Origin of the sequence: Streptosporangium sp. NPDC006013 (genome assembly GCF_040614275.1) — a bacterium.
Lineage (GTDB): Bacteria > Actinomycetota > Actinomycetes > Streptosporangiales > Streptosporangiaceae > Streptosporangium.
Genome location: NZ_JBEXUE010000031.1, coordinates 13,619 through 38,059, shown reverse-complemented (window position 1 = coordinate 38,059; position 24,441 = coordinate 13,619). Strand labels below are relative to the sequence as shown.

Sequence of the window (24,441 nt, the reverse complement as noted above, 5' to 3'; positions counted from 1 at the left end):
GGCCGACCGGGCACAGCGTCGGAGCGCTCGACCTGGAGAAGGCGTTCTTCACCAGCAGGGGCATCGGGGTGATCGACGTCAACTACGGCGGTTCTCCCGGGCGCCCTCCGCTCGCATCCGGACGGGCGGGATCACCACCCGGCCGGCCGGTGGATCAGCCGGGCGTCAGGTCCACCGGGAACCGGACCAAAAGGAAAAGGGCGCCCGGTTCCCGGGCGCCCTTCGGAGTGGGAGGTCAGTGTGCGACCGCTTCCTTGTCCTCGATCTCGCGCAGTGCGGCCGTCGCCTTCACGTACGACGTACCGGTGCCCGGCCGCAGCACGGTGCGGCGCAGCGCGAGGTAGATCGCCGGGGTGAGGACGAGGGTCACCAGGAAGCCGAGCTGGAAGATGCCGGTGGTGAAGAGGTAGTAGGAGACGCCGAAGCCGGCCACCAGGGCGATGATGCCCGCCCAGTTGAAGCGCTCGACCAGGCCGCCGGACCGCCGGCCGCGGGTCAGCTGGAAGTCGGTGATGAGCAGCGCGGAGAGCGAGCAGGTCGCGATTCCCAGCGCGCCCAGCAACTGGCCGAGCAGGCTGAGAATGTCGCCCCACACGGCGAGCAGGGCCAGCGCGTTGGCGACGAGCACCATGAGGATGCGGCTGGGGGCGCGGCCGATCAGGGCGTCGACCAGGTTGGTGAGGGAGAGCGAGCTGGTGTAGGCGTTGATGACCTGGGCCTTGACCTGCGCCGCGTACATGACCAGGAAGCCGAGGAAACCGGCCAGCACGACGAAGTACGCTCCGGCGTTGGTGTGCGCGAGGGACTGCACCTTCTCGGGGATGGTCGCGCCCGGTTGGGCGGCGGCCACGGCCGCGCGTCCCGGCTCCTCAAGGTAGGCGGCCACCACGGTGTCACCCGCCTGGTACAGCAGCGCGCCCAGCACCACGACCAGGAAGTTGACGATGACGGCGCCACCGATCGACATGATCCGGACGTCGCGGGAGGTCCTGGCGTAGCGGGAGAAGTCCGCGGAGGTGAGGGCGAGCGCGCCCGCCATGCCCATCATGCTGGCCAGCGTGCCCATGATCTCGGCGCTGCCGACGCCGTCCGGGCGGAAGGCCAGGACGTCGCCGGCCGACAGCGAGGACTTGCTGAAGGCGACCACGACCACCGCGACCATCAGCACCGCGGCGACGATCGTGAGCAGCAGGGAGGTCCGCTGCACGAGCTGGACGCCGAAGAGGGCGAGCGCGATCCAGACGAGCGTGAAGACGCCGTAGATGACGACGGCGTTGGCGGTGCTCGGAGACCAGCCGAGCATGAAGAGCGTGCCGTGGTAGAGCAGCGCGTTCTCCAGTGCGAGGAAGCAGATGACCATCGTCGCGAACATCAGCGACGCCAGCGCCGAGCCGGACGCTCCCAGGCCGTGGAAGCGGCTGGTGACCGTGGACGAGGTGCCGGTGCTCTGGCTGACCCGGCAGGTGAGGGTTCCGATCACGGCACCGAAGATCGCGGAGACGGCGGCCATCCCGATGGTCCACCACACCCCGACGAGGTAGCTGGCGCCGCCGCCGATGAGCAGCATGGCAAGGGTGGTGCCCACACCCGCGGTGTTGGCCAGGAGCGCCCAGCCGCTACGTCGTTGGTCGTCGGCGACCGGGTTGAGGACGTTGTCCTCCATGGTTTCGCGGATGCTGTGCGGTGACGCACTTTGAACATGGGAAGAATGCATGACGAATCCCTTAAAAGCCGTCCCACTGCCATGGAGGCGGGCTCAATGTTGCGGAAACCCAACCACACGATGTGAACTGGACATCTTGCGTTGTCCTGCTGTTCCGGACACCTTTTCCGGGGGCTCGCAAGAGGGGGCCGGATCACGGCGCCCAGTGCACCACCGCCGCCCCGGTGCCCCAGAGCGGGCCGTACGCGCGTACGTCGGCCGGGCGGTTGACCAGGCCGGTGCCCTCCAGGAAGGCGAGCGCGCGGAGCTGGCTGTCGGCCTGGGCCTCGCGGGCGTACTGCTCGCGCAGCTCCATCACCTCGTCGAGGCGGCCCTCGGCGAGGAGGCCGAGGATGCGCCGGTCCCACTGCTCGGCGGCGGCGGACTCCAGGTGGTCCTCCTCAGGCCTGATCCACCGCTGGATCAGGCCGCTGGAGAGCCCGGAGACGGCGACGAGTGCCACCCGCCGGCCGATCGCCGAGGCGGCCGCCATCGCGGCCCGGCCGAGTTCGGAGACGGCCTCGACACCGGCATAGAGGTTGCAGGAGACCTGCACGACCGGCAGTGTCTGCCCGGGGTCGAGCAGCCGCGTCGCGACGATCATCCCGGTGTCGATCGGGAAGTGCTCGTAGCCGGTGCGCCGCGCCTCCAGCCCGGCCTTCTCGATCTCCTTGGACCACTGTTCGGCCAGGTCGACGTCCGTGTGGAAGTCGTATCCCATGGTGCCGTAGTCGAAGTCGTACCAGTTCTCGTCGACCCGGGTGCCGTGCAGGCGCCGGTCGGTCTGCACCTGGTGGCCGAGCACGGTGAACCACTGCGTGGAGAGCACCACGAGCGTCTCGGCCCCGGCCGCGCGGAGCAGTTCCCCGGCGTTCCTCGTCTCGGTGGTGAGCCCGGCCCAGGCCGGTGCGGGCTCGGCCGCCAGCAACTGCGGCATGCCGGGAATCAGCACCGCGCCGGCGAACCGGTCGTTTGTCACCTTGCCCATTACCGCCGTCCCCGCATGTCCCACAGGCACACCGCGTTGCCCGTGCCGATCACCGTTCCGTAGCCGAGCACCTCGCCGAGGTTCTCCGGCCAGCCGAGAGCCGAGAGCATCCAGGTCAGGCTGCCGGCCTTGGTCTCCGACTCGGTCTGCTCGATGTGCTCGGGGATCATCTCCCGCAGCTCGCGGGTGCGTCCCGCCCTGATCAGTTCAAGCAGGCGCATGTCCCACCGGTACTGGTGGTGGTTGTAGGCATGCTCGTAGGTCATGTCCTCGGGCAGGCCCTGTTCGCGCTCCCAGTGCAGGTGCGACAGCGAGTTCGAGCCGGCCACGATGGCCCGGCGGCCGAGCCCCTCGATCGCCTTGCGGGTCGACTCCCCGAGAACCTCCATCTGGTCCAGCGAGGAGGTCGAGTAGAAGTAGGGGTTGTTGTTGGCCGACAGCGACACCACGGGGATGTCCCACTCGGGGTTGAGCAGGTGCAGCGCGGTGATCGTCGCGTAGTCGACGCGGACGCCCTCGTTGCGCATCTTCCTGGTGACCAGGCCGTCGTCACTCGCCTGGTCGGCGATGGCCTCGGCGAGCTCCACGTCGGTACGGAAGTCGTACCTGTAGCGCAGCAGGTGGGGGAAGATCGGCTCGACCGAGAAGCCCCTGGGGTTGGGCACGCAGTTGACGTGGTGTCCCACCATGGTGATCCAGTGCGGCGCGTGCAGCACGATCACGTCGGGGTTCATCTCGCGGATGCGCCTGCGCAGGTCCTCATAGGCCCAGCGCAGCACCTCCCAGCCGCCCTCCGAGCGGGGCTCGTTCTGCGGCGGGTTCTCCGCGTACAGCAGGTGTGGCGGATGGGGGGCGAGGAGCCCCGCGATGATTCCGGGACCGCCGTCATCCCGCGCGGTGTCCGCCGGGGCGGGGGCGGGAAGCCCGGGTGAACCGCCGGAACGCCGCTGCCACGTGCGGTCGCCGACCGGAACTTTGAACACACTCGACATGGCCGCACGGTAACGCCGTCAATGAGGGGAGTTCATGGCTTTTGTCCGGCTAGGCCGGACAGGATCGCCGGATCGGGCCGGTCGGCCGTGATCGCGACGGGAGACACCGGATCGGGTCAGCCGATCCGGCCCCGGGTCGCGAGGCGCTGGGAGATCTCCTGGGCCGCCGAGCGGATGGCGTTGCCCAGGGCCAGGGTGCGGCGCTCGTTCATCACCGACTTGCGCTGCGCGATGGAGACCGCGCCCACCACGCTGCCGTCGGGGTCGAGGATGCACGCCGCGACCGATCTGACCTGGGGACTCGACGTGTCCGAGATGGCGAACCCCCGCTCCCGCGCGAGCGTGAGATCGCGCAGGAGCAGGTCCAGGTCCACCCCGGGATGCAGGGTCATGATGTCGGCCACCTCAAGCGGCTCGAAGCGGGACATCGCCGCGCGCCCGCAGGCGGTGCGGTACGCGGGCACCCGGCTGCCGAACCGGTGGCGGATCAGGCCCCGGTCGTGCTCGACGTGGTGCAGGTAGACGATCCAGCCCTTGGCGACGTACTGACCGAGTTGCACGCCGCCGCCGAACTGCCGGGCCAGGTCCTCCATCGTCCGGGTGGCGGCCTCGGCCAGCCCGATCCGTTCGAGGACCTGCGCGCCGAGCCAGGCCACGGCGGGGCCGAGCCGGTAGCCGCCCTCCGGCATGGCCTCGAGCATCCGGGCCTCCACCAGGGTGGAGCACAGGGCGTGGCAGGTGCTGCGGGGAATGCCGGTGCGGGCGGAGACCTCCCGGACGGTCATGATGCGGTGCTGCGGGTCGAAGGACCGCAACACCTTGGCCGCCTTGAGAACCGCCTCAACCCGCTCCGCCATGATCGATTCCCCGTCGTACTCCGTTGCCTCTGCTCTTACCTGGTGTTTCGCCTTTACGGACAGCCTAGTCTGGCGTTTCGCGACTACTCGGAGTCAGGAGGCGGGGGCCGCCTCCGTGACGATGCGCGGGCGCAGTTCCCCGGCCCGGGAGCGCAGGTACATCACGAACGAGCCGGCCAGGTCCACGACCACGTCGTACTCGTCGAGCACGACGACGGTGGTGGTGCCCAGCTCGATCACGGCCGGCCCCGACACCTCGTCGCCGGGGGCCATTCGCAGCCCGGCGTAGATGTTCGACTCCACCATCCGCCGCTGGGCGGGCGACCAGATCGGACGGCGGCCGACCAGCGCGTCACCGGTGGAGGCGGTCATCGCCGAGCGGTTGACCGCCGGCTTCGGCGCCGAGCCCAGCACGGTGAGCCGGACGTTGATGACCTCCACCGGCATGTCGTCGGAGCGGTAGCCGAACAGCTCGTCGTGCATGGCGTGGAACGCCTCGGCGATGGCCGCGGAATCGGCCTCCCGCACCGCCTCCGCCGGCAGCGGGACGTTGATCTCGAACCACTGCCCGGCGTAGCGCATGTCCAGCGAGGGCAGGAAGGAGACCGCGTCGTCGCCGAGCCCCTCGCCGAGCAGGGTCTGCTGACCCTCCTTCGCCATCTCGCCCCAGATGGCGGTCAGCCTGGACTCGTCCAGGCCCGCCAGCCGCAGCTTGAAGCTCTTGACGTAGTCGTGCTTGAAGTCGCAGACCAGCATGCCCGCCGCGCAGAAGATCGACGACTCCCGGGGAACGACCAGGATCGGGATCTCCAGCTCCCTGGCGATGGCCGCGGCGTGCACCGGACCGGCACCGCCGGCGACCACGATCGGGAAGTCACGGGGGTCGAGCCCGCGCCGGACGGTGATCTCCCGGACGCCGGTGGCCATGCCCACGTTGACCAGGTCGTAGATGCCCGCGGCGGCGGCGGTGACGTCGAGCCCGAGCGGCTTGGCCACGTCCCGCTCGATCGCCTGCCTGGCGGCCTCCACGTCGAGACCGACGCCGCCGTCGGCGAAGCCCACCGGGTCGAGGTAGCCGAGCACCACGTCGGCGTCGGTGGTCGTCGGCCGGTCACCGCCACGCCCGTAGCAGGCGGGGCCGGGAACGGCGCCGGCGCTCTGCGGGCCCACCCGCAGGATGCCGCCCTCGTCCACCTGGGCGATGCTGCCGCCGCCCGCGCCGATCGTGTGGATGTCGACCATGGGAAGGGCGATCCGCCACCGGTCGATCAGGCCGTCGGTCATGACCAGCGGCCGGCCGTCCTTGACCACGGCGGCGTCGAAGCTGGTGCCGCCCATGTCCACGGTGAGGCAGCTGTCCCACCCGTGCGGGGCCACCTCCAGCAGACCCGCCGTCGGGCCGGAGGCCGGTCCTGACAGCAGCGAGAGCGCGGCGCGGCGGCGCAGCTCCTGGGGCGTGGCGACCCCGCCGTTGGACTGCATGATCAGCAGCACCCCGGCGAATCCCACCTCGTTGAGCGTCTCGGTCAGTACCCGCAGGTAGTCGCTGATGATCGGACCGGCGTAGGAGTTGAGCACCGCGGTGCTGGTGCGGTCGTAGTAGCGCGCCTGGGAGAGCAGGTCGCTCGACGTCGTCACGTACGCGTCCGGCAGCTCCGCGGCGATCACCTCGGCGGCCCGGCGCTCGTGCTCACCGTTGGCGTGCGAGTGCATGAAGCAGATCGCGACGGACTGGACGCCGTCCGCGCGCAGCGCCTCGGCCGCGCGCCGCACGTCCTCGACGTCCAGCGGCGTCAGCTCCTTGCCCGTGTTGTCCAGGCGGCCCTTGACCGGCAGCCGCAGGTGACGGGGGACGAGCGGCACGGGGTGCGCGAGCCGGTTGTCGTAGGCGTCCTCGCGGGTGCCGTCGCGCATCGCGAGCACGTCGCGGAAGCCCTCGGTCGTCAGCAGGCCGGTCTTCGCGCCGTTCCTGGTGAGCAGGGCGTTGGTGGTGACGGTCGTGCCGTGCACGATCGTGTGGACCTGGCCGAGGAAGGCGTCCAGCGACTCACCGCGCCGCTCGGCGATCTCGCGCAGTCCCTTGGTGACGGCTCGGGCGGGGTCCGCGGGGATGGAGCTGGTCTTGTGGATCAGCCGGGTTCCGTCCTCCTCCACGATCAGGAAGTCGGTGAACGTGCCACCGACGTCCACGCCGACACGGATGCTCATGAGTTCGTCTCCTTCACCGTGTTCTGCCGGAGGGCGGCCGTGCGCTCCTCGTCCACTCGCCAAAGCGCGGTGTCCACGACCACGCCGTAGTTGTCGCGCGCCCGCTCCACCGAGAGCAGCCCGTCGCGCACCTCCGAGACGACCAGCTCGGCCGGGCGCAGGAACGGGTCGCCGTACCCGGCGCCGCCCCAGCTCTGTGCCCGCACCAGCGAGCCGGGCGGGAGCTGGACCAGGTCCTTGGAACCCCAGATCCGCTCGCTGCCGTCGGGCAGTTCGACGGACATCCGGTTCAGCCCCGCGTCGTGCCCGCCGAACAGGCCCTTGGCCGGGATCGCGCCCTCGGCCTCGACGCCCTCGCCGTTGGTCACCCCCACCTCGTTCTCGCCGTGGCAGCGCCACGCCGAACGGGTGCCCAGACCTCCCCGCCACTGTCCGGCACCCGCCGAGTCGGGGAGGTACTCGTGGTACTCGAAGAAGTGCGGGGAGGTCAGCTCGAACATCTCCGGGTCGGGGGAGCGCATCTGGCCGGCCGTACCGGTGAAGCCGAGCGCGTCCCAGCCGTCGTGACCCTTCATCGCGCCGGGCCCGTTGCGCTGGAAGACCGTCAGGGTCACGAACGGGTCGCCGGTACGCGGGTCCTCGCCGTGCAGGATGGCGGAGATGAACTTCGTCCAGCCGGCCGTGACCCGGTCGGGCAGCGCGTCGGCCAGCGCGGTCATGACGCACTCGACGATCTCGTCGCACATCTGGTTGCCGAAGACCGTCGCCGCCGGGAAGCGCGGGTTGAACAGCGATCCCTCGCGGAAGACGGTGCGCACCGGGCTGAACAGGCCCTGGTTGGTCGGGACCACGACCCCGCCCGCGGCGATCAGCATGAGGAAGGCGATGCGCACCGCGCCGGCCGCCGAGGCCGGGGGCATGTTGGTGAAGCCGGGTGCCTGGTCGTCGCTGCCGGAGAAGTCGAAGGTGATCTCGTCACCCTCGATCCGGATCTCGCAGGCGATCCGGTAGCGGCGGGTGGTGTCGATCCCGTCGGAGACCATCTCGCTCTCGCCGCGGTAGACACCGTCGGGCCAGCGCTCGATCTCGGCGCGCACCTGGCGCTCGGATCCCCGCAGGATGTACTCCATGTGGTGGTCGAACATCTCGTCGCCGTAGCGGTCGAGCACCTCCACCAGGCGCCGCCTGCCGACGGTGCAGGCGCCGATCATGGACTTCACGTCTTCCATGACGAAGCTCAGCCGGATGTTGGCGGAGATGAGGTCCCAGACGTCGCGGCGCAGCCTGCCCGCCTCGTAGACCTTGACCGGCGGGATGCGCAGCGCCTCCTGCCAGACCTCCCTGGCCGCGGGGTCGTAGCCACCCGCGGTCATCCCGCCGATGTCGGCGAGGTGCCCCTTGGCCGCGGCCCAGGCCACCAGCCTGCCGTCGTGGAAGATCGGCAGGTAGATGCCGGTATCGGCGTTCTGGTTGCCGCCGGTGTAGACGTCGTTGTGCATGATGACGTCGCCTTCGGCGATGTCATCGCCGAAGTACTCGATGATGTACTCCAGCGGCGGCTGCGCGCCGAACGCGATGATCGCCGCGAACTCCGCCTGGGCCAGGGTGCGGCCCTTGGCGTCGAAGAGCACGGTCACCAGGTCCCCGATCTCGTTGAAGATCGGTGAGCGGGACGAGCGCATCAGCAGCGTCGCCATCTCCTTGGCGATGGCGTCGACCCGCCGTTGCAGGACGGACGCCAGGATCGGGTCCACCTCAGTGCCTTGAGTCATGATTCACTCCCTTGCGCACGCATCAGACGCGGTAGAGCTGGACGGGATGCTTGGAAAGAGCTCGGCACGAGCCGCCGGAGACAATGTAAGTATCGGACATATAGCCCATTGCCGCCGTTTCCTCCTCCCAGAGGGTGGGATGGATCGCGAGGACCATCCCGTCGGCGGTCTCGGTGACCGCGCCCGCGTTGCCGCTGTCCTGGACCATGTCCAGGCCGACCCACGGCTCCTCCAGAACGTCCAGGCCCATGCCGTGGCCGGACCAGTAGGACGACTTCACGCCCTCGGCCTCCACCGCGGTGATCAGCTTGCGCTGGACGTCGCTCATCGAGGTTCCGGGGCGCAGCGCCTGGCGGGCCGCCTCCATGCCGGCGCCGACCGCGCGGGCGATCCGGCTCACCGGCTCGATCGGCTCGGCGAACGTGACCATCCTGGAGAACTCCACCCAGTACCCGGCAGGGCCGACCAGCTCGTAGGAGAAGGTCAGCACGTCGTTGGCGCGCAGCTCGCGGTGGCGGGGCGCGCCGAACGTCGGAACCGGGCCCGCGGGCTCGGAGTCGACGTACATCGTCAGGAAGAGCGGATCCTCGCCGCCGAAACCGGCGGCGATCTGGTACATCTCCGCGCCGACCGCCCGCTCCGTCATGCCCGGCCTGGCGATCTCCAGTAGCCGGTCGAAGCAGCGGTCCAGGATGTAGGCGGCCTCCTGGACGGCCTGCAACTCCGCCGGGCTCTTGATCGCCCGTACCCGGTCGAATAGCTGCCCGGCGTCCTCGATCCGCGCGCCGGGAAGGGCCTGGGCCAGCGCCAGGTAGTCCTCGACCTTCATGACCTGGCCGAGGCCGACGACGCCGATCCTGGGTGCAGGCCCCCGGCCCGCCAGCACCTCCGCCAGCCCCTCACCGAGGTTGTACGGGTAGCGGTAGTCCGAGACCCAGGCGGTGTGCGGGCGGCGTCCCGAGGAGAGGTTCTGCGGGAGCACCATGATGGGCTCCTCTCCCGGGAACATCACCGCGTAGCCGTACCGGTGGGCGAGGTTGTAGTCCGCGAGGTAGCGCAGGCTGCCCTTGTGGCCCCGGTAGTCGGCGCCGGCGAACAGCAGCGCGTCGTAGCCCTCGGCCGCCATGGCCTGGTGCAACGCCTTCCAGCGGCGGTCCCGCTCACTCAGCGAGCCGGTGCCGTTCACCCGCTGGGCCGCCGCGGCCTGCGGGGTGGGCAGCACGCTCTTGCAGTCGCGCCGGGTCGCCTGGCACAAAGTGATCTTTGGTGGGGGTGCCGCCTTCGGCGGCGGAGGCGGGGTGCGCCGGCCATGCGCCGGGCTCGGCGCTGCCGATCCGGGCTGGTTACCCCTGTCTTGTCCGAGTGGCACCCGGAAGACGCTCGCCATGCGTTCTCTCTCCCTATATCCGGCTATATCCGGCGTCGGCTACTGCGCGCCCGCGGTACGGCGGCGGGCGACCGCCTGAATCTCCAGCCCATCTCGTCGACGCTCGCGCCCACGATGGAGTTGTCGGGGGCGCGGCTGCCGGTGCCCGACACGAAGATCAGGTCACCCGCCACCCTGACGTGCGGGAACGTTCCACACGGTGTGGCCGGCTCGTCGAGCACGCGGGCTTCAGTCATCGCCGCCACCCGCGATCCTGACGCAGACGTTCGTGGGGGAGGTGTAGAAGCGCATGGAGTGCCTGCCGCCCTCGCGTCCGACGCCGGACAGGCCGACGCCGCCGAACGGCGAGCGCAGGTCGCGCAGGTACCACGCGTTGACCCACGCCATGCCGACCTTCATCCGCTGCGCGACCCGGTGGCCACGGTCCAGATCCCGGGTCCAGACCGTGGCGGCCAGTCCGTACTTGGTGTCGTTGGCCAGCCGGATCGCCTCCTGCTCGGTGTCGAAGGGGACCAGCCCCGCGACCGGGCCGAAGATCTCCTCCCGCATGACCGCGGTGGCGTTGTCCAGGCCGGTCCACAGGGTCGGTTCGATCCACGCCCCCTCACTCAGCGCCGAGGGCATGTCGGGAATCCCGCCGCCGGCCACGCACTCCGCGCCCTGACGGGTGGCCAGTGACAGGTACGACAGGACCTTGGCGCGGTGAGCCTGGGAGATCAGCGGTCCCATGGTGGTGAGCGGGTCGTCCGGCAGGCCGGGACGGAGCTCGGCCGCCAGCTTGGCGAGCCGGGCGACGACCTCGTCGAACACGCCGCGCTGGACGTACACCCGCTCCGTGCACAGGCAGACCTGGCCGGTGTTGGTGAAGATCGACCGTCCCAGCCCCTCGACGGTGCGGTCGAGGTCGGCGTCGTCGAAGACCAGCGCGGCGTTCTTGCCACCCAGCTCGAACGAGACCGGCCGGACCCACGGGGCCACCGCCTTCATGATCGACGAGCCCGTCCTGGACTCCCCGGTGAACGTCACCCCGTCGATGTCGTGGTGGGTGGTCAGCAGCTCACCGGCCGACCCCGTGCCGAAACCGTGCACCACGTTGTAGACGCCGTCCGGGACACCCGCCTCCGCCATGATCTCCGCGAGCAGGGTGGCCGAGGACGGCGTCTCCTCCGAGGGCTTCACCACGACGGCGTTGCCGCACCCGATCGCGGGCGCGACCTTCCAGGTGAGCAGGAGCAGCGGAAGGTTCCACGGCACGATGACGGCCACCACGCCCAGCGGCTTGCCGACCGCGTAGTTCAGCGCCCGGCCTCCGTCCGCCGTATCGGTGAGGTAGGAGTCGAGCCCCTCCGCGGCGATCGTGTCGGCGAACGACCGGAAGTTCTGCGCCGCCCGGGCGATGTCCAGTTCCCTGGCCGACGCGATCGGCTTGCCGGTGTCGGCGACCTCGGCGGCGAGCAGATCCTCGAACCGTTCCTCGATCCGGCCGGCGATCCGGCGGAGCAGCGCCGCGCGTTGTGCGACGGTGCTCCGCCCCCACGGGCCGTTCAGCGCGGCCCTGGCCGCGGCCACCGCGGCGTCCACGACCACCGCGTCCGCCTCGTGCACCGTCGCGACGGCACCGCCGTCGACCGGGCTGATCTTCTCGAACGACGAGGCGCCGTCGACGAACTCACCGCCCACGTAGTTCCGCAGAACCCGGGTCACCGCTCTCCCCTCCGCTCCGCGACAGGCGTGTTCACCGGCCGGCGTCGCCGTTCTCGACGGTGACCACGTCGGCCCCCGCCACCAGGGCGACGACCGCCAGGTCGATCCCGGCCGCGTCACCGCACGCGGCGGCCTGGGCCGCCTCGTCACTGGCGAGCAGGACGAGGTTCGGCGCGGCCACGTGGATGAGATCGACCGCTACGAGGGTCTCCGTCCCACCGACGGGCCGTACCGTCACGAGCCGGCGCTGCTCCAGGCCGGAGACAGCACGCTCGTTCCAGATACGGCCGGTGACCTCTGCCAAAATCACGACACATCAGCCTTTGTGCCGCCGGTCAGCAGCTCGCGGGTGCCGTTGTCGAGCAGCCCGACGGAGACGGCGTCCGGGCGGGGGTAGAGCTGCACCGAGCGCAGCTCCCCGTACTGCTTGACCGCGGCGGCCCCGGAGTCGAGCGACTGCCGCACGGCGGCGATGCTGCCTTTGACCGCGGCGGAGAAGTAGCCGGAGCCGATCCGCTCCACGTTGATCGTCTCGACCTCGGCGGTCTTCATCATCGCCTCGATGCCGGCGACCAGGGAGACGATCCCACGGGTCTCGATCAGGCCGATCGCGTTCTGTGAGCCTGTCATGATGCTCTCCTAACCGTCGATGAGGGAGGGGTTGGTCGCGAGCGCGGCGACGGGCACGCTCGGGTAGGCGAAGATCACGGAGCTGACCTTGCCGCGTGATATCGCCTTGGCGGTCTCGACCCCGACCTCGGTGGCCTCCTCGACCGTCGCCAGGTCCCCGCTGATGGAGACCGCGACGATGCCGCCGCCGAGGCGCATGGTGCCCTCGACCGTCACCTCGGTGGCCTTTACCATGGCGTCGACGGCGTCGAAGATGGCCACCATCCCGTCGGCCTCAATGAACGCAACTGCCTTACTCATCCGTGCACCTTCCTGACAGCCGGGCGGATCATGGACACCCCGCCGTCCTTCCTGTGGTGCCAGGGAACCTAAGCCACCTGACCAGGGCTCACAGCACCTTTGTCCGGCGGTGCCGGACGGGAGTGCCACCCGCCGGCTCAATTGCCGGATCACCAGGTGATCCGGCGGATCCTTCACGTGATGTCTCGCCGGAGCGGTGCTGCGACGGCGATGACGGTGGCGATCAGGGCATAGCCGAGCAGTACGGCGGCGCCGAGTGGCGCGGAGAGCAACGCAGTGGCCGAGGTGCCGGTCTGGCCGGCGACGGCGTCGGCCAGGTAGGTGAATCCGGTCAGCGCGGAGGTCGCGCCGCCCGGCAGGTAGGGGTAGACCGCCTTGACGCCGGGGATGAGCATGAGGACGGTCTCGATCATGTACAGGTAGGCGCCGACGGTGACGAGTGCCGCCACCTGGTTGCGCAGGATCGCGCCCACCGCCGCGCCGAGCAGGGTGTAGACGGCCATGGCCAGAGCGATGCGGGCCAGGAGTGCCAGGACGGTGCTCGTGGGCAGGCCAAGGGCGACACCCCTGAGCGCCGCCGCGGCGAAGAGGGCGCCGGCGGCGACGGTGCAGGCGATGAGGCCGTAGACGAGTCCGCCTCCGGTGTAGGCGAGGAGCTTGGCCACCAGCCAGGTCCACCGCCGGGGGGCGAACAGCGCCGTGGTGGTGATGGTCCGGTGCCGGTATTCGGTGGTCACCGCAGCCGTCCCGAGCAGGGCGGGGATGAACATGGTGAACCCGAGCAGGCCGAGCATGACGTGCACGCCTTCGGCCGTGTCCAGGCCCGGCATGGGCGGGGTGAAGTTCTCCGGCCCGATGAGCGCGAGCAGCCCGGTGAGGGCACCACTGCCGAGAGCGGCCAGCAGACCCCACAGCCACAGCCTGGTGCCGGTCAGGCGGCTCCATTCCGCCGCGATGAGAGCGATCATCGGTGGCCTCCGGTGAGATCGAGGAACGCCTGTTCCAGGGTGGGGCGTTCGGGGGTGATCTCGTGCAGTGCGATGCCGAGGTCCGCCGCGGCGGTCGCGACCTGCGCGGTGGTCATGCCGTGGATGCGCAGGGTGTCCGGTCCCAGGATCTCCGTGGGAACCGTGAGGTGACTTCTGAGCCGCTCTGCCTGCGGTGACCGGACAAGCACGGCTGTCTTGCCGTACAGCTCGGAGATGGGGCCGGTGGAGATCAGTCGTCCCTGATGTATCACCACGATGCGGTCGGCTGTCTGTTCGATCTCGCCGAGGACGTGACTGGAGATCAGGATGGTGCGGCCCTCGGCGGCCAGGTCGCGCAGGAAGGTGCGCATCCAGGCGATGCCCTCGGGGTCGAGGCCGTTGCCCGGCTCGTCCAGCAGGAGCACGTGGGGGTCGCCGAGCAGGGCGGTGGCCAGGTTGAGGCGCTGGCGTATACCGGTGGACAGGGTGCGGGTGGCGCGGCCGGCGAAGGCCGACACCCCGGTCAGCTCGGCGACCTGCAGGGCGCGGGCTTTGCCGTACCCGCCCATGCGGGAGTAGATCCGCAGGTGGCGCAGGGCCGTGTGGGCCGGGTGGAAGCCGGAGCCGTCCAGTACCGCGCCGACGGTCGCCGACGGCCTGGCCAGGTCGGCGTAGCGCTTTCCGTCGATGGTGGCGGTGCCGGAGGTGGGCGCGACCAGGCCCAGCATCATCCGCATGGTGGTGGTCTTGCCCGCGCCGTTAGGCCCGAGGAAGCCGGTCACCGTGCCGGGGGCGGCCTGGAAGGTGAGGTCGGTGACCGCGGATACCGGGCCGAACGCCTTGGTCAGGCCGCGTACCTCGATGCTCACTGCTGCACCTGCGTCAGCCGGCGCTGGATCTCCTTGGCGTCCTGGACGCCAAGGATCAGCTCGTCGACGCCCGCCACCCTGTGCTTCAGGACGATCCGCACGCCCGGAACGCCTCGGCGGGCGGCCACCAGCCGCTTGACGCCGCTGAAGGACGTCCACGTGCCGACCTTGGTGTAGCCGCTGACCACCAGCCCGGAACGCAGCCCCTTGGCCGCGGCGAGCGGCTGGTCGAGGTGGTGTACGTCGGCGATCGCCGCCAGGGGCACGTCCACCTGGCCGGCCCTGACGAACGGTCGCGTCCACGGCGGAAAGTGCACGCTCAGCGTTCCGTCGTGAATCCGTACCTGGATCATGCTGCCTCCTTGGCAAGTTGTATCTGTTCTATTAGTTCTATATCAGATAGGATGTCGATGTGCACCTGACACTTGACCTGGACAGCGAGGTCCCGATCTACCAGCAGATCAGGGACCGGGTCGTGGAGGCGATCGCCCGCCGGCAGGCGCGCGAAGGCGACCCACTACCTTCGACACGGCAGCTCGCCGCGGACTTCGGTATCAATTTCCATACCGTGAACAAGGCCTATGACCTGCTACGACAGCAGGGCATCATCCGGATCAACCGCAAGAGCGGCGCGGTCATCCGCCGCGATGCCGACACCGGCCCGCCCGAGGCCGGATTCATCGACGACTGGGAAGAGAGAATGCGGGTACTCCTGGCGGAAGCCACCGTTCACGGCCTGGACCGCGACGACGTGATACGACGCTGCGAGGCGATCGTGGCCGGCTTCGGGACACGGTCATGATGCTGTCCATCGCCGCCGACCTGGCTCTGGTCGCGCTGGTCACATGCCTCATGCTGGTGCTGCCCGCGCTGGCGCGGCCGACGCTGCCGTTCGGGGTGCGGGTGACCGCCGAGCGGGCAGGCGACCCGGCGATCGTCACCCAGCGGCGCGTCTACACCCGCCTGGTCGTCGCGGTGGCCGCCGTCGCCGCGGTGGTCTCGATCCTCACAGGGCAGCCGGCGGTGACACTCGGGGTACTGGTCGCCGCCGATCTGCTGCTGTACTACCGCGCCCATCTCAAGGTCCGCGCCGCCAAGAGCGGCGGGGGATGGGCGGGCGAGCGGCGCCAGGGCATCACCATGGACACGACCTTCCGCACCGACCCGGTCCGCGTGCCGTGGGTGTGGGGGTTGCCCGCCCTGGCCGTCGTGCTGCTCACCGCGGGGATCGGCTGGTGGTCGTCCAGCACCGTGGCCGGATGGTTCGAGCCTGTGTTGTCCCAGGCCGGGCTAACCCTGCTGGTCGTCGTCGTGATCCTGATCGTGTTGCGTGCCCGGCCCGACCTCGACGCGGCCCGGCCCAAGTCCTCGGCTCGCCGCTACCGCATCTACCTGCGCGGTGTGGCCACCTTGTCGCTGCTGTCCGCCGCCTGCCTCAATCTGAGCCTGCTCATCTGGGCGTTGCGGCAATGGGGGGTCGTCGGGAATGTCGTCGGGAATACGGTCGGGTGGCTGGTGGCCGGGTGCCTGCCGTTGGTCGCCCTGCTCGGCGGATGGCTGGTGTGGGAGACGAAGGTCGGCCAGGCAGGGCACCGCCTGCCCGCCCTGCCCGATGAACAGGAGGAGGACACCGGGATGGCGCAGCGCGACGATGACCGGTACTGGTTCCTCGCGGGCACGATCTATGCCAACCGGCGCGACCCCGCCCTTCTCGTCCACGCCCGGCTGGGCTCCTCCAGCTGGACGCTCAACCTCGGGCACCCCATCGCCTGGCTGCTGCTCGGCCTTGTCGTCATCGGCCTCGCCGGGCTCGTCCTGGCCACCGTGTTCGGCGGCATCGACCTGCCACAGAAGCGCGGCATCTTCTGACCGCCGGAGCCGCTCGGCCGGGATCCGAGGCTTGAGACTTGAGCGGGGTCGCCACCCACTCCTCGGCCGGGTACTCCTGGCGGGTGTAGCCGAGCTCGTACATCGGGCCGCAGGGATTGCCGTCGAGCGGGCAGTGCACGAGCGACGGGAACGAGGTGGCGGTGTGCAGGAGGGCCACACCGGCGGCGCCGATCCGGTTCGCGCTCAGGTCCAGCGACCGCAGACCGGCGAGCCCCGAGGCCCTGGTGAGCGCCTCGACATGACCGTCGTCGAGCCCCTGGCCCGACAGGTCAAGCGAGAGCAGCCGCGACAGCAGGTCCGAGGCGAGCAGGTCCGGCAGCAGCGGCGCGGCGTCGGTGAGCTTGACGTACAGGATCGGCGCCACCGCGAAGATCTCCGGCGCCCGTCGCAGGAAGGTCCGCGCGTCGATCGACACCCACTCGACATCCTGCGCAGGACTCTGATCGCCGCGATCACCGTCGACCGCGCGACGGCCAGGTCCTTGTTGGCCTGCTCGAACAGCCCGCGGATCGCGGAGGCCCGCTCGTGGCCCGCGCCGAGGTCCAGGATCATCGCCAGGTGGTCGGCGGTGCGCCCGGCCACATAGAGATCGGCGGCGGCCAGGCCGAGGCCGAGCACGACCTCCGCAACGGAGCCCCTGCCGACCCGGGCGGCAGCGGCGGCGCCGATCGCCCACCGGATGTCGGGACCGCACGGGCCGAGCAGTTCGTCGATCTCCCGCCTCGCCCCCCTGACGACGGGCGCGTCCTCCTCCACCAGGCGGTCGGTGAGCCTGTGCGCCTTGGCGAAACGGAGGTCGGTCCAGGAGGGCAGGGAGCCCCGGACGCGTTCGAAGGAGGCGGTGGCGGCCACGACACAGGTCAGCCCGCCGATCCGGATGGCCTGAGCGGCGGAGAGCATGCCGGGTGCCGGAGCGGTCGCCGCCGTCATGTCGAGGGGTTCCCGTCCGCGGCATGGAGCAGGAGCCGGACAAGCGGCAGCACCTCGGGCGGCAGGCTGCAGCTGTGATACCAGTAGGCCCGCCGCTGGCCGTACCTCTCGACGTGCAGCTCGTAGAACATCGAGTCGGGCACCGGCGGCGGGAACAGCCCGCGAACGTCCTCGGCGGGCAGCACCTCGACCAGTGCCTCCAGCTCACGCGCCTGATCGGCCGGCAGGTGGGACGCGTCCAGCAGGCCGTTGATCTCCCTTCCGGCGATTCCGCCGGTGCACCGCAACCGGACCCGTAACGTCGTGTCGTCCGCCATGAACACCTCTCGTCCGTCAATCGTCGTCCGTCATCGGGCGCGCGGCGCGCTGGTGACCTGACCGGGGTATCGCGCGGCCGATCCGGAGGCTCCCATGGGTACGGCAGATCGATTGCACGACACTTACAGACGACCGACCGCACTCCTCTGTCAAGAGGCCGGTTCGACCCGCGCCGACGGGCGGGGGAGAAGACGCGTTCGTGGACGGGGCCAAGAAGGGTGAGTTCGACTTCTGACCCTCGTTCCCCGGCGTACGGGAAAGTGCTGCCGGGGCCTTTCCCGTACGTCGCTGTCATCGCACCAGCGAGGCGGATGACGCAAGGCCACCAAGAGCGGATCTGACCAGGCCCGGCTGTGACCTTCGATCCAACCGGTTTCTCATCACGCTGCAAGTTCTCGTCCGCAGGATGGTCTCGTTGCTTCCTGAAAGGGCGAGATGTGCGGTTATGGAGTGTTCTGTTGTCGACGGCCGCGCTGTTGCTGGCCGGGGCGGTCCCGGCTCAGGCCGACGCTCTGGCGGACGGCCCGGAGATCTCGGTGGCGCCGGGCGGGGTGGAGCCGCCGTCGTACAGCGGCGTGTGCTCGCCGGGTGTGCGGTTCACCACCAGCGCCACGATCACCGCCGGCGGTCCCGGCACCGTGATCTACCAGTGGTCTGACCAGGGCTACGGGCGGTGGAGTCAGGTGGTCTTCACTGAGGCTGGGACGAAGACGGTGACCGGCGAAGCCATGACTCACTATGCCGGTGTGGGCCCGCAGAGCCGGACCATCACGGTGAAGGGCGCCAACCAGGCGCAGGCGACCGTCTCCTACCAGCTGTCCTGCATCGACCCCGTCCCGGGTAAGCCGCAGATACAGCCCGCGACCGACTACATCGGCCGCTGTGGCTCCGACGTCGTGCACACGATCAACGCGCAGATCAGCTCGCCGATCGCGCAGACGGTCCGCTACCGCTGGAATGGTTTCTACGGGCCGTTGCCGGGCCTGGAGGGCGAACGCGAGATCGTGTTCACCGAGCCCGGTACCAAGACCGTCAGCGCGCCTTTTCAACGCCTTCCCCTGTCGGGCACCAACGCCGGCAACACCGTCGAAGTGCAGGTCGTCAGCCCCGGCAGCGCGAAGGGCCAGGAGGTGTACTACCGGACGGTCTGTGTGAAGGCGGAGTTCACCTCGATGATCACCATCGCCGGCAACTGCAAAACCGGGGTTGCCTTCAAGTACAAGATGGACGGCTACATCGAGAGCAGCGCGATCGGGCAGATGTCCTACACCTGGGCGCATCAGCCCCTGGGGGAGGCTGAGTGGGCTCGCGACCCGTGGAAGCCCCTGTCCTTCGTCGACAGCAACAGCCCCGGCCGTCAGAGTGTCAGTAAAACGTGGAGCGCTCCCGGGGGCGAGTCGGGCGTGTGGCGCCTGGAGATCGCCGGTTCCGACGGCACCGTCGTCTCGCAGAGCCGCCCCTACCACGTCCCATGCGGCTGACGGCCCGCGTGAGCCGCACCGGCCGCGGCCCGACCCCGTGCTGACAAACGGATGCGTGAGAAGTCATCGCCGAAGCAGTTCGTCGTGCCACCGGCGGACCCAGGGCAGCACCTCGCGCAGTCCGGCGAGCAGCGGGGCCGGCTGCGGCTGCCCAGCCGTGGTTCTGCTCCCGGTCGACGATCGGAGTCGCCAGGGCCTGGGGCTGCTCGTGAATGTTTCCCAGCAGCCCGGCGGCGCGGCCCGGTGAAGATCTTGCTGTTTGTGGTGCCGGCCGGGTCTTTGATGTGTATGCCGTGGGAATGGTGGCGTCATGGAGTTGTTCGCCCCGATACCGCTGGACGAGTGGCGGGACACCAAGGCCACGCTGCACCGGTTCTGCCAGGTGGTGGGCAAGGTCCGGCTCACCGCCGAGGTCCGGCGCAACCACTGGTGGAACGTGCCGTTCCATCTCACCGGCAGAGGGTTCACCACCCGCCCGATGGGACAGGCGGACGGCAATCCGATCTTCACGATCGACTTCGACTTCGTCGGCCACCAGCTACTCGTCACCGAGTTGGACGGCCGGGCGGTGTCCTTCCCGCTCTACGGTCAGTCGGTGGCGTCCTTCTACCAGAAGGTCATGCTGGCGCTGGCGGAGCTGGACGTGCAGGTGGATCTGGACAGGCCGTGGCCGTTCGACCTGCCCGACTCCGGCCGGCCGTTCGTCGAGGACACCGAGCACGCGGCCTACGACCCTGCCATGGCCAATCGCTACTGGCAGGTGCTGAGCCAGGTGAACCTGGTGCTGGAGGAGTTCGCCGCGGGCTTCTCGGGAAAGATCAGCCCGGTGCACCACTTCTGGCACACCTTCGACATCGCCTGCAGCCGTTTCTCCGACCGCCGGGTCGACCAGCCGCCGTCGGTCGACTCCGTGACGCGGGAGGCCTACTCGCGGGAGGTGATCAGCTCCGGCTTCTGGTTCGGTGACGACGCCTTCCCCGAGCCCGCCTTCTACTCCTACACCGCCCCCGAGCCCGAGGGGCTGGAGAACGAACCGCTCAGCCCCGGGGCCGCGGAGTGGATCGAGCAGCGAGGCAGCCATCTGGCCGTGCTGCGCTACGACGACGCCCGATCAGCGGCCGACCCGCGCGCCGCGGTACTGGCCTTCTACGAGAGCGCCTACCAGGCCGGAGCCCGGCGTGCCGGTTGGGACATCGCCTGGCTCGCCTGCCCCGGCGGGATCACCGACCCGCAACTGAGAACCGGACCCTGACCGGGAAGGTCCACCGGGTCAACCGTGGCGGCGAACCGGGAGAAACCCCGGATCACGCTGGGTGACCCGGGGTTTCTCCGCTCGGTGTGGTCGTGCGGTTGTCCGGCGGCTCAACCGCGGAGATCGAAGGCGCGGACGGTGGTCTGCTTGATGGTGTTGCCCGCCTTGTCCCAGGCCTCGACCTTGAGGGTGACGGCGCCCTTGGTGTGCTTGAGGGCGGGGTAGCGGGTGGTGGCGGTGTAGGTGCCGTCCTTGCTGGACTTGACCGAGACGGGGGTGTAGGTGGCGCCGTCGTCGGTGCTGGCCCACAACTTCAGGCCGGCGATGGCGGGCATCTTCGAGGGGGACGGGGAGTGGTAGGGGGAGACGGTGAAGGTGTGCGTACGGCCGGCGCGCACGGCGTTGGCGGCGTCCAGGGTGTCACCGAGGTCGTAGCCGACGAACACGACCGGGGCGGGCTTGCAGGGCTCCGCCTTGCCGTACAGCACTTCGAGGGAGCAGAAGGATCCCGGCAGGGGATCGGCCGAGACCGGGGTGGTGAAGGTCCACTCGGTGTCGTTCCGGTCGTTCTTGGCGGTCAGCCGGTAGCCGCCGGGGCCGTCCGGCAGGCTGAAGAGCGGCATGAAGTCGGTGCCGCCGACAGGGGTGCGCGGGATCTCCTTGCCGTCCTGGTAGAGGCGGACGTCGAAGCCCGGCTTGGACAGGTCGGTCGTCGGCCAGTAGTCGCCGTTGTACTTCCTGGCGCCCGGCGAGCCGTAGCTGGGCTCGAACTCCGCCCACAGCTTGCCGCCCTGGACGCAGATCATGCACCGGAAGAACGGGCCGATGTTCGCGCCCGGCTTGGCGAGCTTGTAGACCTTGTCGGAGCCGGTCGCGGCGCCGGGCGTGAACGGAGTGGTCATCCAGGACTGCTGGATGCGGACCGGCTTGTCGAACACCTCCAGGGCCCACTGCGGAACCCGGTCCTCCATCGGCGTGCCGCGCATCTCCTCCATGCCGTGCGACCAGAGGACCTCGGAGTCGAGCGGCCCGACCCAGTCGCGGCGTTCCCGCAGGGTGAGCCGGGGGCCGCCCCACCCGGTGAGCGATGTCGACATCGGCATGACGTCGTCGGGCTTCTGGGCGTACCGCCAGTCGTTGTAGCGCGCGGGGGCGACGGTGTGGGTGTCCAGGTCGACCCGGGCCAGGTCGCGCTCGGCGAAGGTGTAGTGCAGCGAGCGAGGCACCCGGCCCTCTTCGTAGGGGGCGAAGGTGTAGGTGTAGGGCGACTCCTCGGTGCCGGTCACCTGGATGGTGACCGGCTTGCCGCCGGAGAGCCGCTCGCGCAGGTCGAGCGCCTCGCGGGAGGGCAGGGACGCGGTGGGGACGCCGATGGGCCTGGCCTCTCCGGTGAACGGGATCTGGGTGAAGCCCATCGGGATCGCGCAGCCGGTCCCGGGCTGCGGGAAGTGCGCGATCGCGGCCGCGCCGGCGTCGCGGATCGGGCCGATCCGCTCGATCTGGACTCCGCACATGGGGCCGGACAGGCCCTGTGACATCGGTGCTTCCATGAGGACGAGCTTGCCGCGCAGGTCGCGGCCCGCGATGTCCTCGGGCCTGCCCTCGCCGACGTCGACGACCTCCAGCTCGCGGGTGCCGGTGAACGGCCGGAAGTCGGGAAAGCCGTCGCTCTGCTCGTGCACCCCGTAGGTGTTGACGCCGTGCAGCGCGGAGGCCGGGTGCAGGGTGAGCCCGCCCCGTCCGCCACGTCCGCGCACGCTCATGGCGACCTCGGACTTGCCGAGGGTGAAGCGGGTGTGGAAGCGGAAGGCGCCCTTGGTGACCTTCTCCGTGGGCAGGGCCCACACCCGGGTCCATGCGTTGTCAGGCCATACGAACCCCATGTAGGGGGTGCCGTTGCTGACGGTCCGCTGATACGCCAGGTAGGGGAAGTTGCTCAACGGTTCGGCGGGCTGCGGGGTGGTGAAACGGACCTCGGTGAGCTTCCGGGCGTCGAGCGTGATCTCGGTGTCCCCGGTGACTGTGAGCTCGGGCACGGACAGGAGTGCCAGGTTGCCCCGTTCGTCGTCGCCGACCCAGTCCATGAGCTGCGTCACGCTGATGACGCCCTGCGGGACGCGGACGACCGTGGTGCCCTCCTCGGTCAGGGTGGCCCCGTCGAGGATGCCTTTGCCGCCGGACACATCGATGGTGTCCTGGGCCCAGGGGCTGCGCGGCTTGCCGTCGCGGCCCAGGGTGTGGATGGTGAGCGTGGCCTTGGGGGCCTCACGCACCGCGCCCACCGGGGTGCGCAGCTGGACGCCGTCGGCGGTCGCGGTGACGGCGCCGGTGTAGTTGTCCAGCTTGGCCAGGGCCTTGGGGTCGACGGTGGCGGTGGCGGTCGCGGTGCCTCCGGCGGGCACGGTGAGCGTCGTCTCGGCGATGCTCAGCCCGCCCTCGACCGCGCTGCCGTCCGACGCGTGCAGGCCGGGGGTCAGGGTCAGGGTGACCGGCTGGTCCCCCAGGTTGGTGTAGGTCAGCTCCCGGGTCGCGGGGGCGGCGTCGGTCTCGACCGCGCCGAAGTCCAGCCCCGCGGTGGTGGCGAAGACCTTTTGGGTGTACGCCCTGGCCACGTCCACCCGGCCGGCGCCCTGCTTGTACACGCTGAGCGCGTCGTCCTTGGCGGTCGACATCAGCGCGGCCTTGATCTGCGTGCCCGTCCAGTCCGGGTGCTGCTGCGCCATGATGGCGGCGGCTCCGGCGACGTGCGGGGTGGCCATCGAGGTGCCGTTCGCGGCCGTGTAGTGCTCGTCGAGCGGGCTGCCCATCGAGGTGCCCGCGGCGCGCGCCGCGGCGATGGCCACGCCGGGAGCGGCGATGTCCGGCTTGAGGCCGCCACCGATGCGCGGTCCCTGGCTGGAGAAGGGGGCCCAGGCGTCGCTCTTGTCCACGGCGGCCACGGTCAGCGCGGCGTCGGCCGCGCCGGGGGCGGAGACGGTCTCGGCGCCCGACGCGCCGGAGTTGCCCGCGGCGATCACGAACAGCGTGCCGGAGGAAGCGCTGAGCGTGTCGACCGCCTGGCTCATCGGGTCGGTTCCGTCGGTGGCGCCACCACCGAGGCTCATGCTGATCACCTTGGCACCGGAGGCCGCGGCCCACTCCATGCCTTCGATGATTCCGGAGTCCAGGCCCTCACCCCCGTCGGACAGCACCTTGCCGACGATCAGTTTGGCGCCGGGCGCGACACCCTTGTGCCTGCCGTTCGCGGCCGCGCCGGAGCCGGCGATGGTGGAGGCGACGTGCGTGCCGTGGCCGTGGCCGTCCTGCACCTCCTGGCCGGGGATGAAGGACTTGCTGTCGGTGATCCGGTCGGCGAGGTCGGGGTGCTTGGCGTCGATGCCGGTGTCCAGGACGGCGACCTTCACGCCGGTGCCGTCGTGGCCGCCGGCCCAGGCCTGCGGCGCGCCGATCATCGGGACGCTCTCGGCGAGGTCGGCCTTGACCTTGCCGTCCAGCCACACCTTGGTGATGTCGCCGCGCAGCGTGTCCGGTACGTTGGCCGGCCCGGCGATCCCGTCCGCGCTCTTCTCGGGTACGGCCCGCACCGCGTTCCAGAACGTGCCCGCCTCGGCCTTGGTGACCTGGAGCGCGGAGGCGTTGACGCTCTCCAGGGTGAGCACCGGCTCGCTGGCCGGGATGGCCTTGGCGGACGAGGCGATGGCCTTGTCCGTGTGCTGCGGCGGGTACTGCACGATGACGGGCAGCTGCTTGGTCTTGTCGTCGGTGTAGCCGTTCTCGGCCAGGTAGGTGACGTTGAACAGCTCCCGGTCCAGGCGGCCGGCGTTGATGGCGGGCATGGCGTCGCTGGGGGTGACGTACACGCCCTTCGGGGTGGCCAGCGTGGACAACCGGGCGCTGGTGCCGTCGGGGCGGACGCTCGGCTCCGGGTGCACGGCGTACTTGCCGCCGCCGGTGTCGCTCAACCTCACCTTGTCCCCGGTGACCAGGGTGATCGTGCGGGATCCCGTGCCCAGCCCGGTCAGTGCGATCAGGCCGGGGACCGGCTCCGTCGCCGGGGCGGCCGGTGCGGGCTCCTGCTCCTGGGCGAGGGCGGCCGTGCCCGGCGCCACCAGGGTGCCCAGCACCATGGCCGAGGCCGCCAGAAGCGATCCTCCGCGCGTCACCTTCCGTCTCGTGCCGGTTCGAGCGGGGGT

General features: G+C 70.1%; 22 protein-coding genes. 4 read left to right on the top strand and 18 right to left on the bottom strand.

Annotated features, from left to right (window positions below; genetic code table 11):
• Positions 1-235: 235 nt before the first annotated feature.
• The 15 genes from ABZ260_RS07670 to ABZ260_RS07600 form a co-directional block, all read right to left on the bottom strand.
• On the bottom strand, positions 236-1,663 hold the full coding sequence (locus tag ABZ260_RS07670) for a hypothetical protein (protein ID WP_355614039.1): 1,428 nt from the start codon (positions 1,661-1,663) through the stop codon (positions 236-238).
• Between the two features lie 193 nt (positions 1,664-1,856).
• Positions 1,857-2,690 carry a hypothetical protein gene (locus ABZ260_RS07665; protein ID WP_355614037.1) on the bottom strand — a complete coding sequence of 278 codons (834 nt, stop codon included), beginning with the start codon at positions 2,688-2,690 and terminating at the stop codon, positions 1,857-1,859.
• The gene (locus tag ABZ260_RS07660) at positions 2,690-3,682 is read right to left on the bottom strand and encodes a tRNA U-34 5-methylaminomethyl-2-thiouridine biosynthesis protein (protein ID WP_355614035.1); all 993 of its coding nucleotides are present in this window, start codon (positions 3,680-3,682) and stop codon (positions 2,690-2,692) included. Before ABZ260_RS07660 ends, ABZ260_RS07665 begins: the two co-directional genes overlap by 1 nt.
• Positions 3,683-3,798: 116 nt before the next feature.
• A complete protein-coding gene (locus tag ABZ260_RS07655; protein ID WP_355614033.1) occupies positions 3,799-4,539 on the bottom strand; it encodes an IclR family transcriptional regulator in 741 nt (246 codons plus the stop codon).
• 93 nt (positions 4,540-4,632) lie between these two features.
• Positions 4,633-6,747, bottom strand: coding sequence for a hydantoinase/oxoprolinase family protein (locus ABZ260_RS07650; protein ID WP_355614031.1), 2,115 nt, complete (start codon positions 6,745-6,747; stop codon positions 4,633-4,635).
• The gene (locus ABZ260_RS07645; protein WP_355614029.1) at positions 6,744-8,519 is read right to left on the bottom strand and encodes a hydantoinase B/oxoprolinase family protein; all 1,776 of its coding nucleotides are present in this window, start codon (positions 8,517-8,519) and stop codon (positions 6,744-6,746) included. Before ABZ260_RS07645 ends, ABZ260_RS07650 begins: the two co-directional genes overlap by 4 nt.
• 22 nt (positions 8,520-8,541) lie before the next feature.
• Positions 8,542-9,774: a M24 family metallopeptidase gene (locus tag ABZ260_RS07640; RefSeq protein ID WP_355614027.1), complete on the bottom strand. Its 1,233-nt coding sequence runs from the start codon at positions 9,772-9,774 to the stop codon at positions 8,542-8,544.
• Between the two features lie 155 nt (positions 9,775-9,929).
• Complete coding sequence (locus ABZ260_RS07635; RefSeq protein WP_355614026.1) at positions 9,930-10,142, bottom strand: hypothetical protein; 213 nt, start codon at positions 10,140-10,142, stop codon at positions 9,930-9,932.
• The gene (locus tag ABZ260_RS07630) at positions 10,135-11,610 is read right to left on the bottom strand and encodes a 2-hydroxymuconic semialdehyde dehydrogenase (protein ID WP_355614024.1); all 1,476 of its coding nucleotides are present in this window, start codon (positions 11,608-11,610) and stop codon (positions 10,135-10,137) included. The genes ABZ260_RS07635 and ABZ260_RS07630 overlap by 8 nt, the downstream gene beginning before the upstream one ends.
• A 31-nt stretch (positions 11,611-11,641) precedes the next feature.
• Positions 11,642-11,920: a EutN/CcmL family microcompartment protein gene (locus ABZ260_RS07625; RefSeq protein WP_355614022.1), complete on the bottom strand. Its 279-nt coding sequence runs from the start codon at positions 11,918-11,920 to the stop codon at positions 11,642-11,644.
• The gene (locus ABZ260_RS07620) at positions 11,917-12,240 is read right to left on the bottom strand and encodes a BMC domain-containing protein (RefSeq protein WP_350914532.1); all 324 of its coding nucleotides are present in this window, start codon (positions 12,238-12,240) and stop codon (positions 11,917-11,919) included. The genes ABZ260_RS07625 and ABZ260_RS07620 overlap by 4 nt, the downstream gene beginning before the upstream one ends.
• A gap of 9 nt (positions 12,241-12,249) precedes the next feature.
• The gene (locus tag ABZ260_RS07615) at positions 12,250-12,540 is read right to left on the bottom strand and encodes a BMC domain-containing protein (RefSeq protein WP_350914533.1); all 291 of its coding nucleotides are present in this window, start codon (positions 12,538-12,540) and stop codon (positions 12,250-12,252) included.
• 173 nt (positions 12,541-12,713) lie between these two features.
• Positions 12,714-13,508: an ABC transporter permease gene (locus tag ABZ260_RS07610; RefSeq protein WP_355614019.1), complete on the bottom strand. Its 795-nt coding sequence runs from the start codon at positions 13,506-13,508 to the stop codon at positions 12,714-12,716.
• Positions 13,505-14,377 (bottom strand): ATP-binding cassette domain-containing protein, encoded by an 873-nt coding sequence (locus ABZ260_RS07605; RefSeq protein ID WP_355614017.1) that lies wholly within the window; start codon positions 14,375-14,377, stop codon positions 13,505-13,507. The genes ABZ260_RS07610 and ABZ260_RS07605 overlap by 4 nt, the downstream gene beginning before the upstream one ends.
• Positions 14,374-14,730: a hypothetical protein gene (locus ABZ260_RS07600; protein WP_355614015.1), complete on the bottom strand. Its 357-nt coding sequence runs from the start codon at positions 14,728-14,730 to the stop codon at positions 14,374-14,376. The genes ABZ260_RS07605 and ABZ260_RS07600 overlap by 4 nt, the downstream gene beginning before the upstream one ends.
• A gap of 59 nt (positions 14,731-14,789) precedes the next feature.
• On the opposite strand from ABZ260_RS07600, the gene ABZ260_RS07595 reads away from it, so the two are divergent.
• Both ABZ260_RS07595 and ABZ260_RS07590 read left to right on the top strand, forming a co-directional pair.
• Positions 14,790-15,179, top strand: coding sequence for a GntR family transcriptional regulator (locus ABZ260_RS07595; RefSeq protein WP_355566077.1), 390 nt, complete (start codon positions 14,790-14,792; stop codon positions 15,177-15,179).
• Positions 15,176-16,246, top strand: coding sequence for a hypothetical protein (locus ABZ260_RS07590; protein ID WP_355614013.1), 1,071 nt, complete (start codon positions 15,176-15,178; stop codon positions 16,244-16,246). The genes ABZ260_RS07595 and ABZ260_RS07590 overlap by 4 nt, the downstream gene beginning before the upstream one ends.
• Here the strand turns inward: ABZ260_RS07590 and ABZ260_RS07585 are convergent.
• Entirely contained in the window at positions 16,170-16,682 is a 513-nt protein-coding gene (locus tag ABZ260_RS07585) for a hypothetical protein (RefSeq protein WP_355614011.1), read from the bottom strand. The two genes, ABZ260_RS07590 and ABZ260_RS07585, sit on opposite strands and share 77 nt — an antisense overlap.
• Before the next feature lie 511 nt (positions 16,683-17,193).
• Positions 17,194-17,514, bottom strand: a complete 321-nt coding sequence (locus ABZ260_RS07580; RefSeq protein ID WP_355614009.1) for a protealysin inhibitor emfourin — start codon at positions 17,512-17,514, stop codon at positions 17,194-17,196.
• A gap of 459 nt (positions 17,515-17,973) precedes the next feature.
• Here ABZ260_RS07580 and ABZ260_RS07575 point away from each other — a divergent pair, with 459 nt between their 5' ends.
• The gene (locus ABZ260_RS07575) at positions 17,974-18,996 is read left to right on the top strand and encodes a hypothetical protein (RefSeq protein ID WP_355614007.1); all 1,023 of its coding nucleotides are present in this window, start codon (positions 17,974-17,976) and stop codon (positions 18,994-18,996) included.
• 310 nt (positions 18,997-19,306) lie between these two features.
• On the top strand, positions 19,307-20,248 hold the full coding sequence (locus ABZ260_RS07570; RefSeq protein WP_350914567.1) for a DUF5996 family protein: 942 nt from the start codon (positions 19,307-19,309) through the stop codon (positions 20,246-20,248).
• 110 nt (positions 20,249-20,358) lie between these two features.
• Here the strand turns inward: ABZ260_RS07570 and ABZ260_RS07565 are convergent, their stop codons facing one another.
• Positions 20,359-24,411: a S8 family serine peptidase gene (locus ABZ260_RS07565; protein ID WP_355614005.1), complete on the bottom strand. Its 4,053-nt coding sequence runs from the start codon at positions 24,409-24,411 to the stop codon at positions 20,359-20,361.
• Between the last annotated feature and the right edge of the window lie 30 nt (positions 24,412-24,441).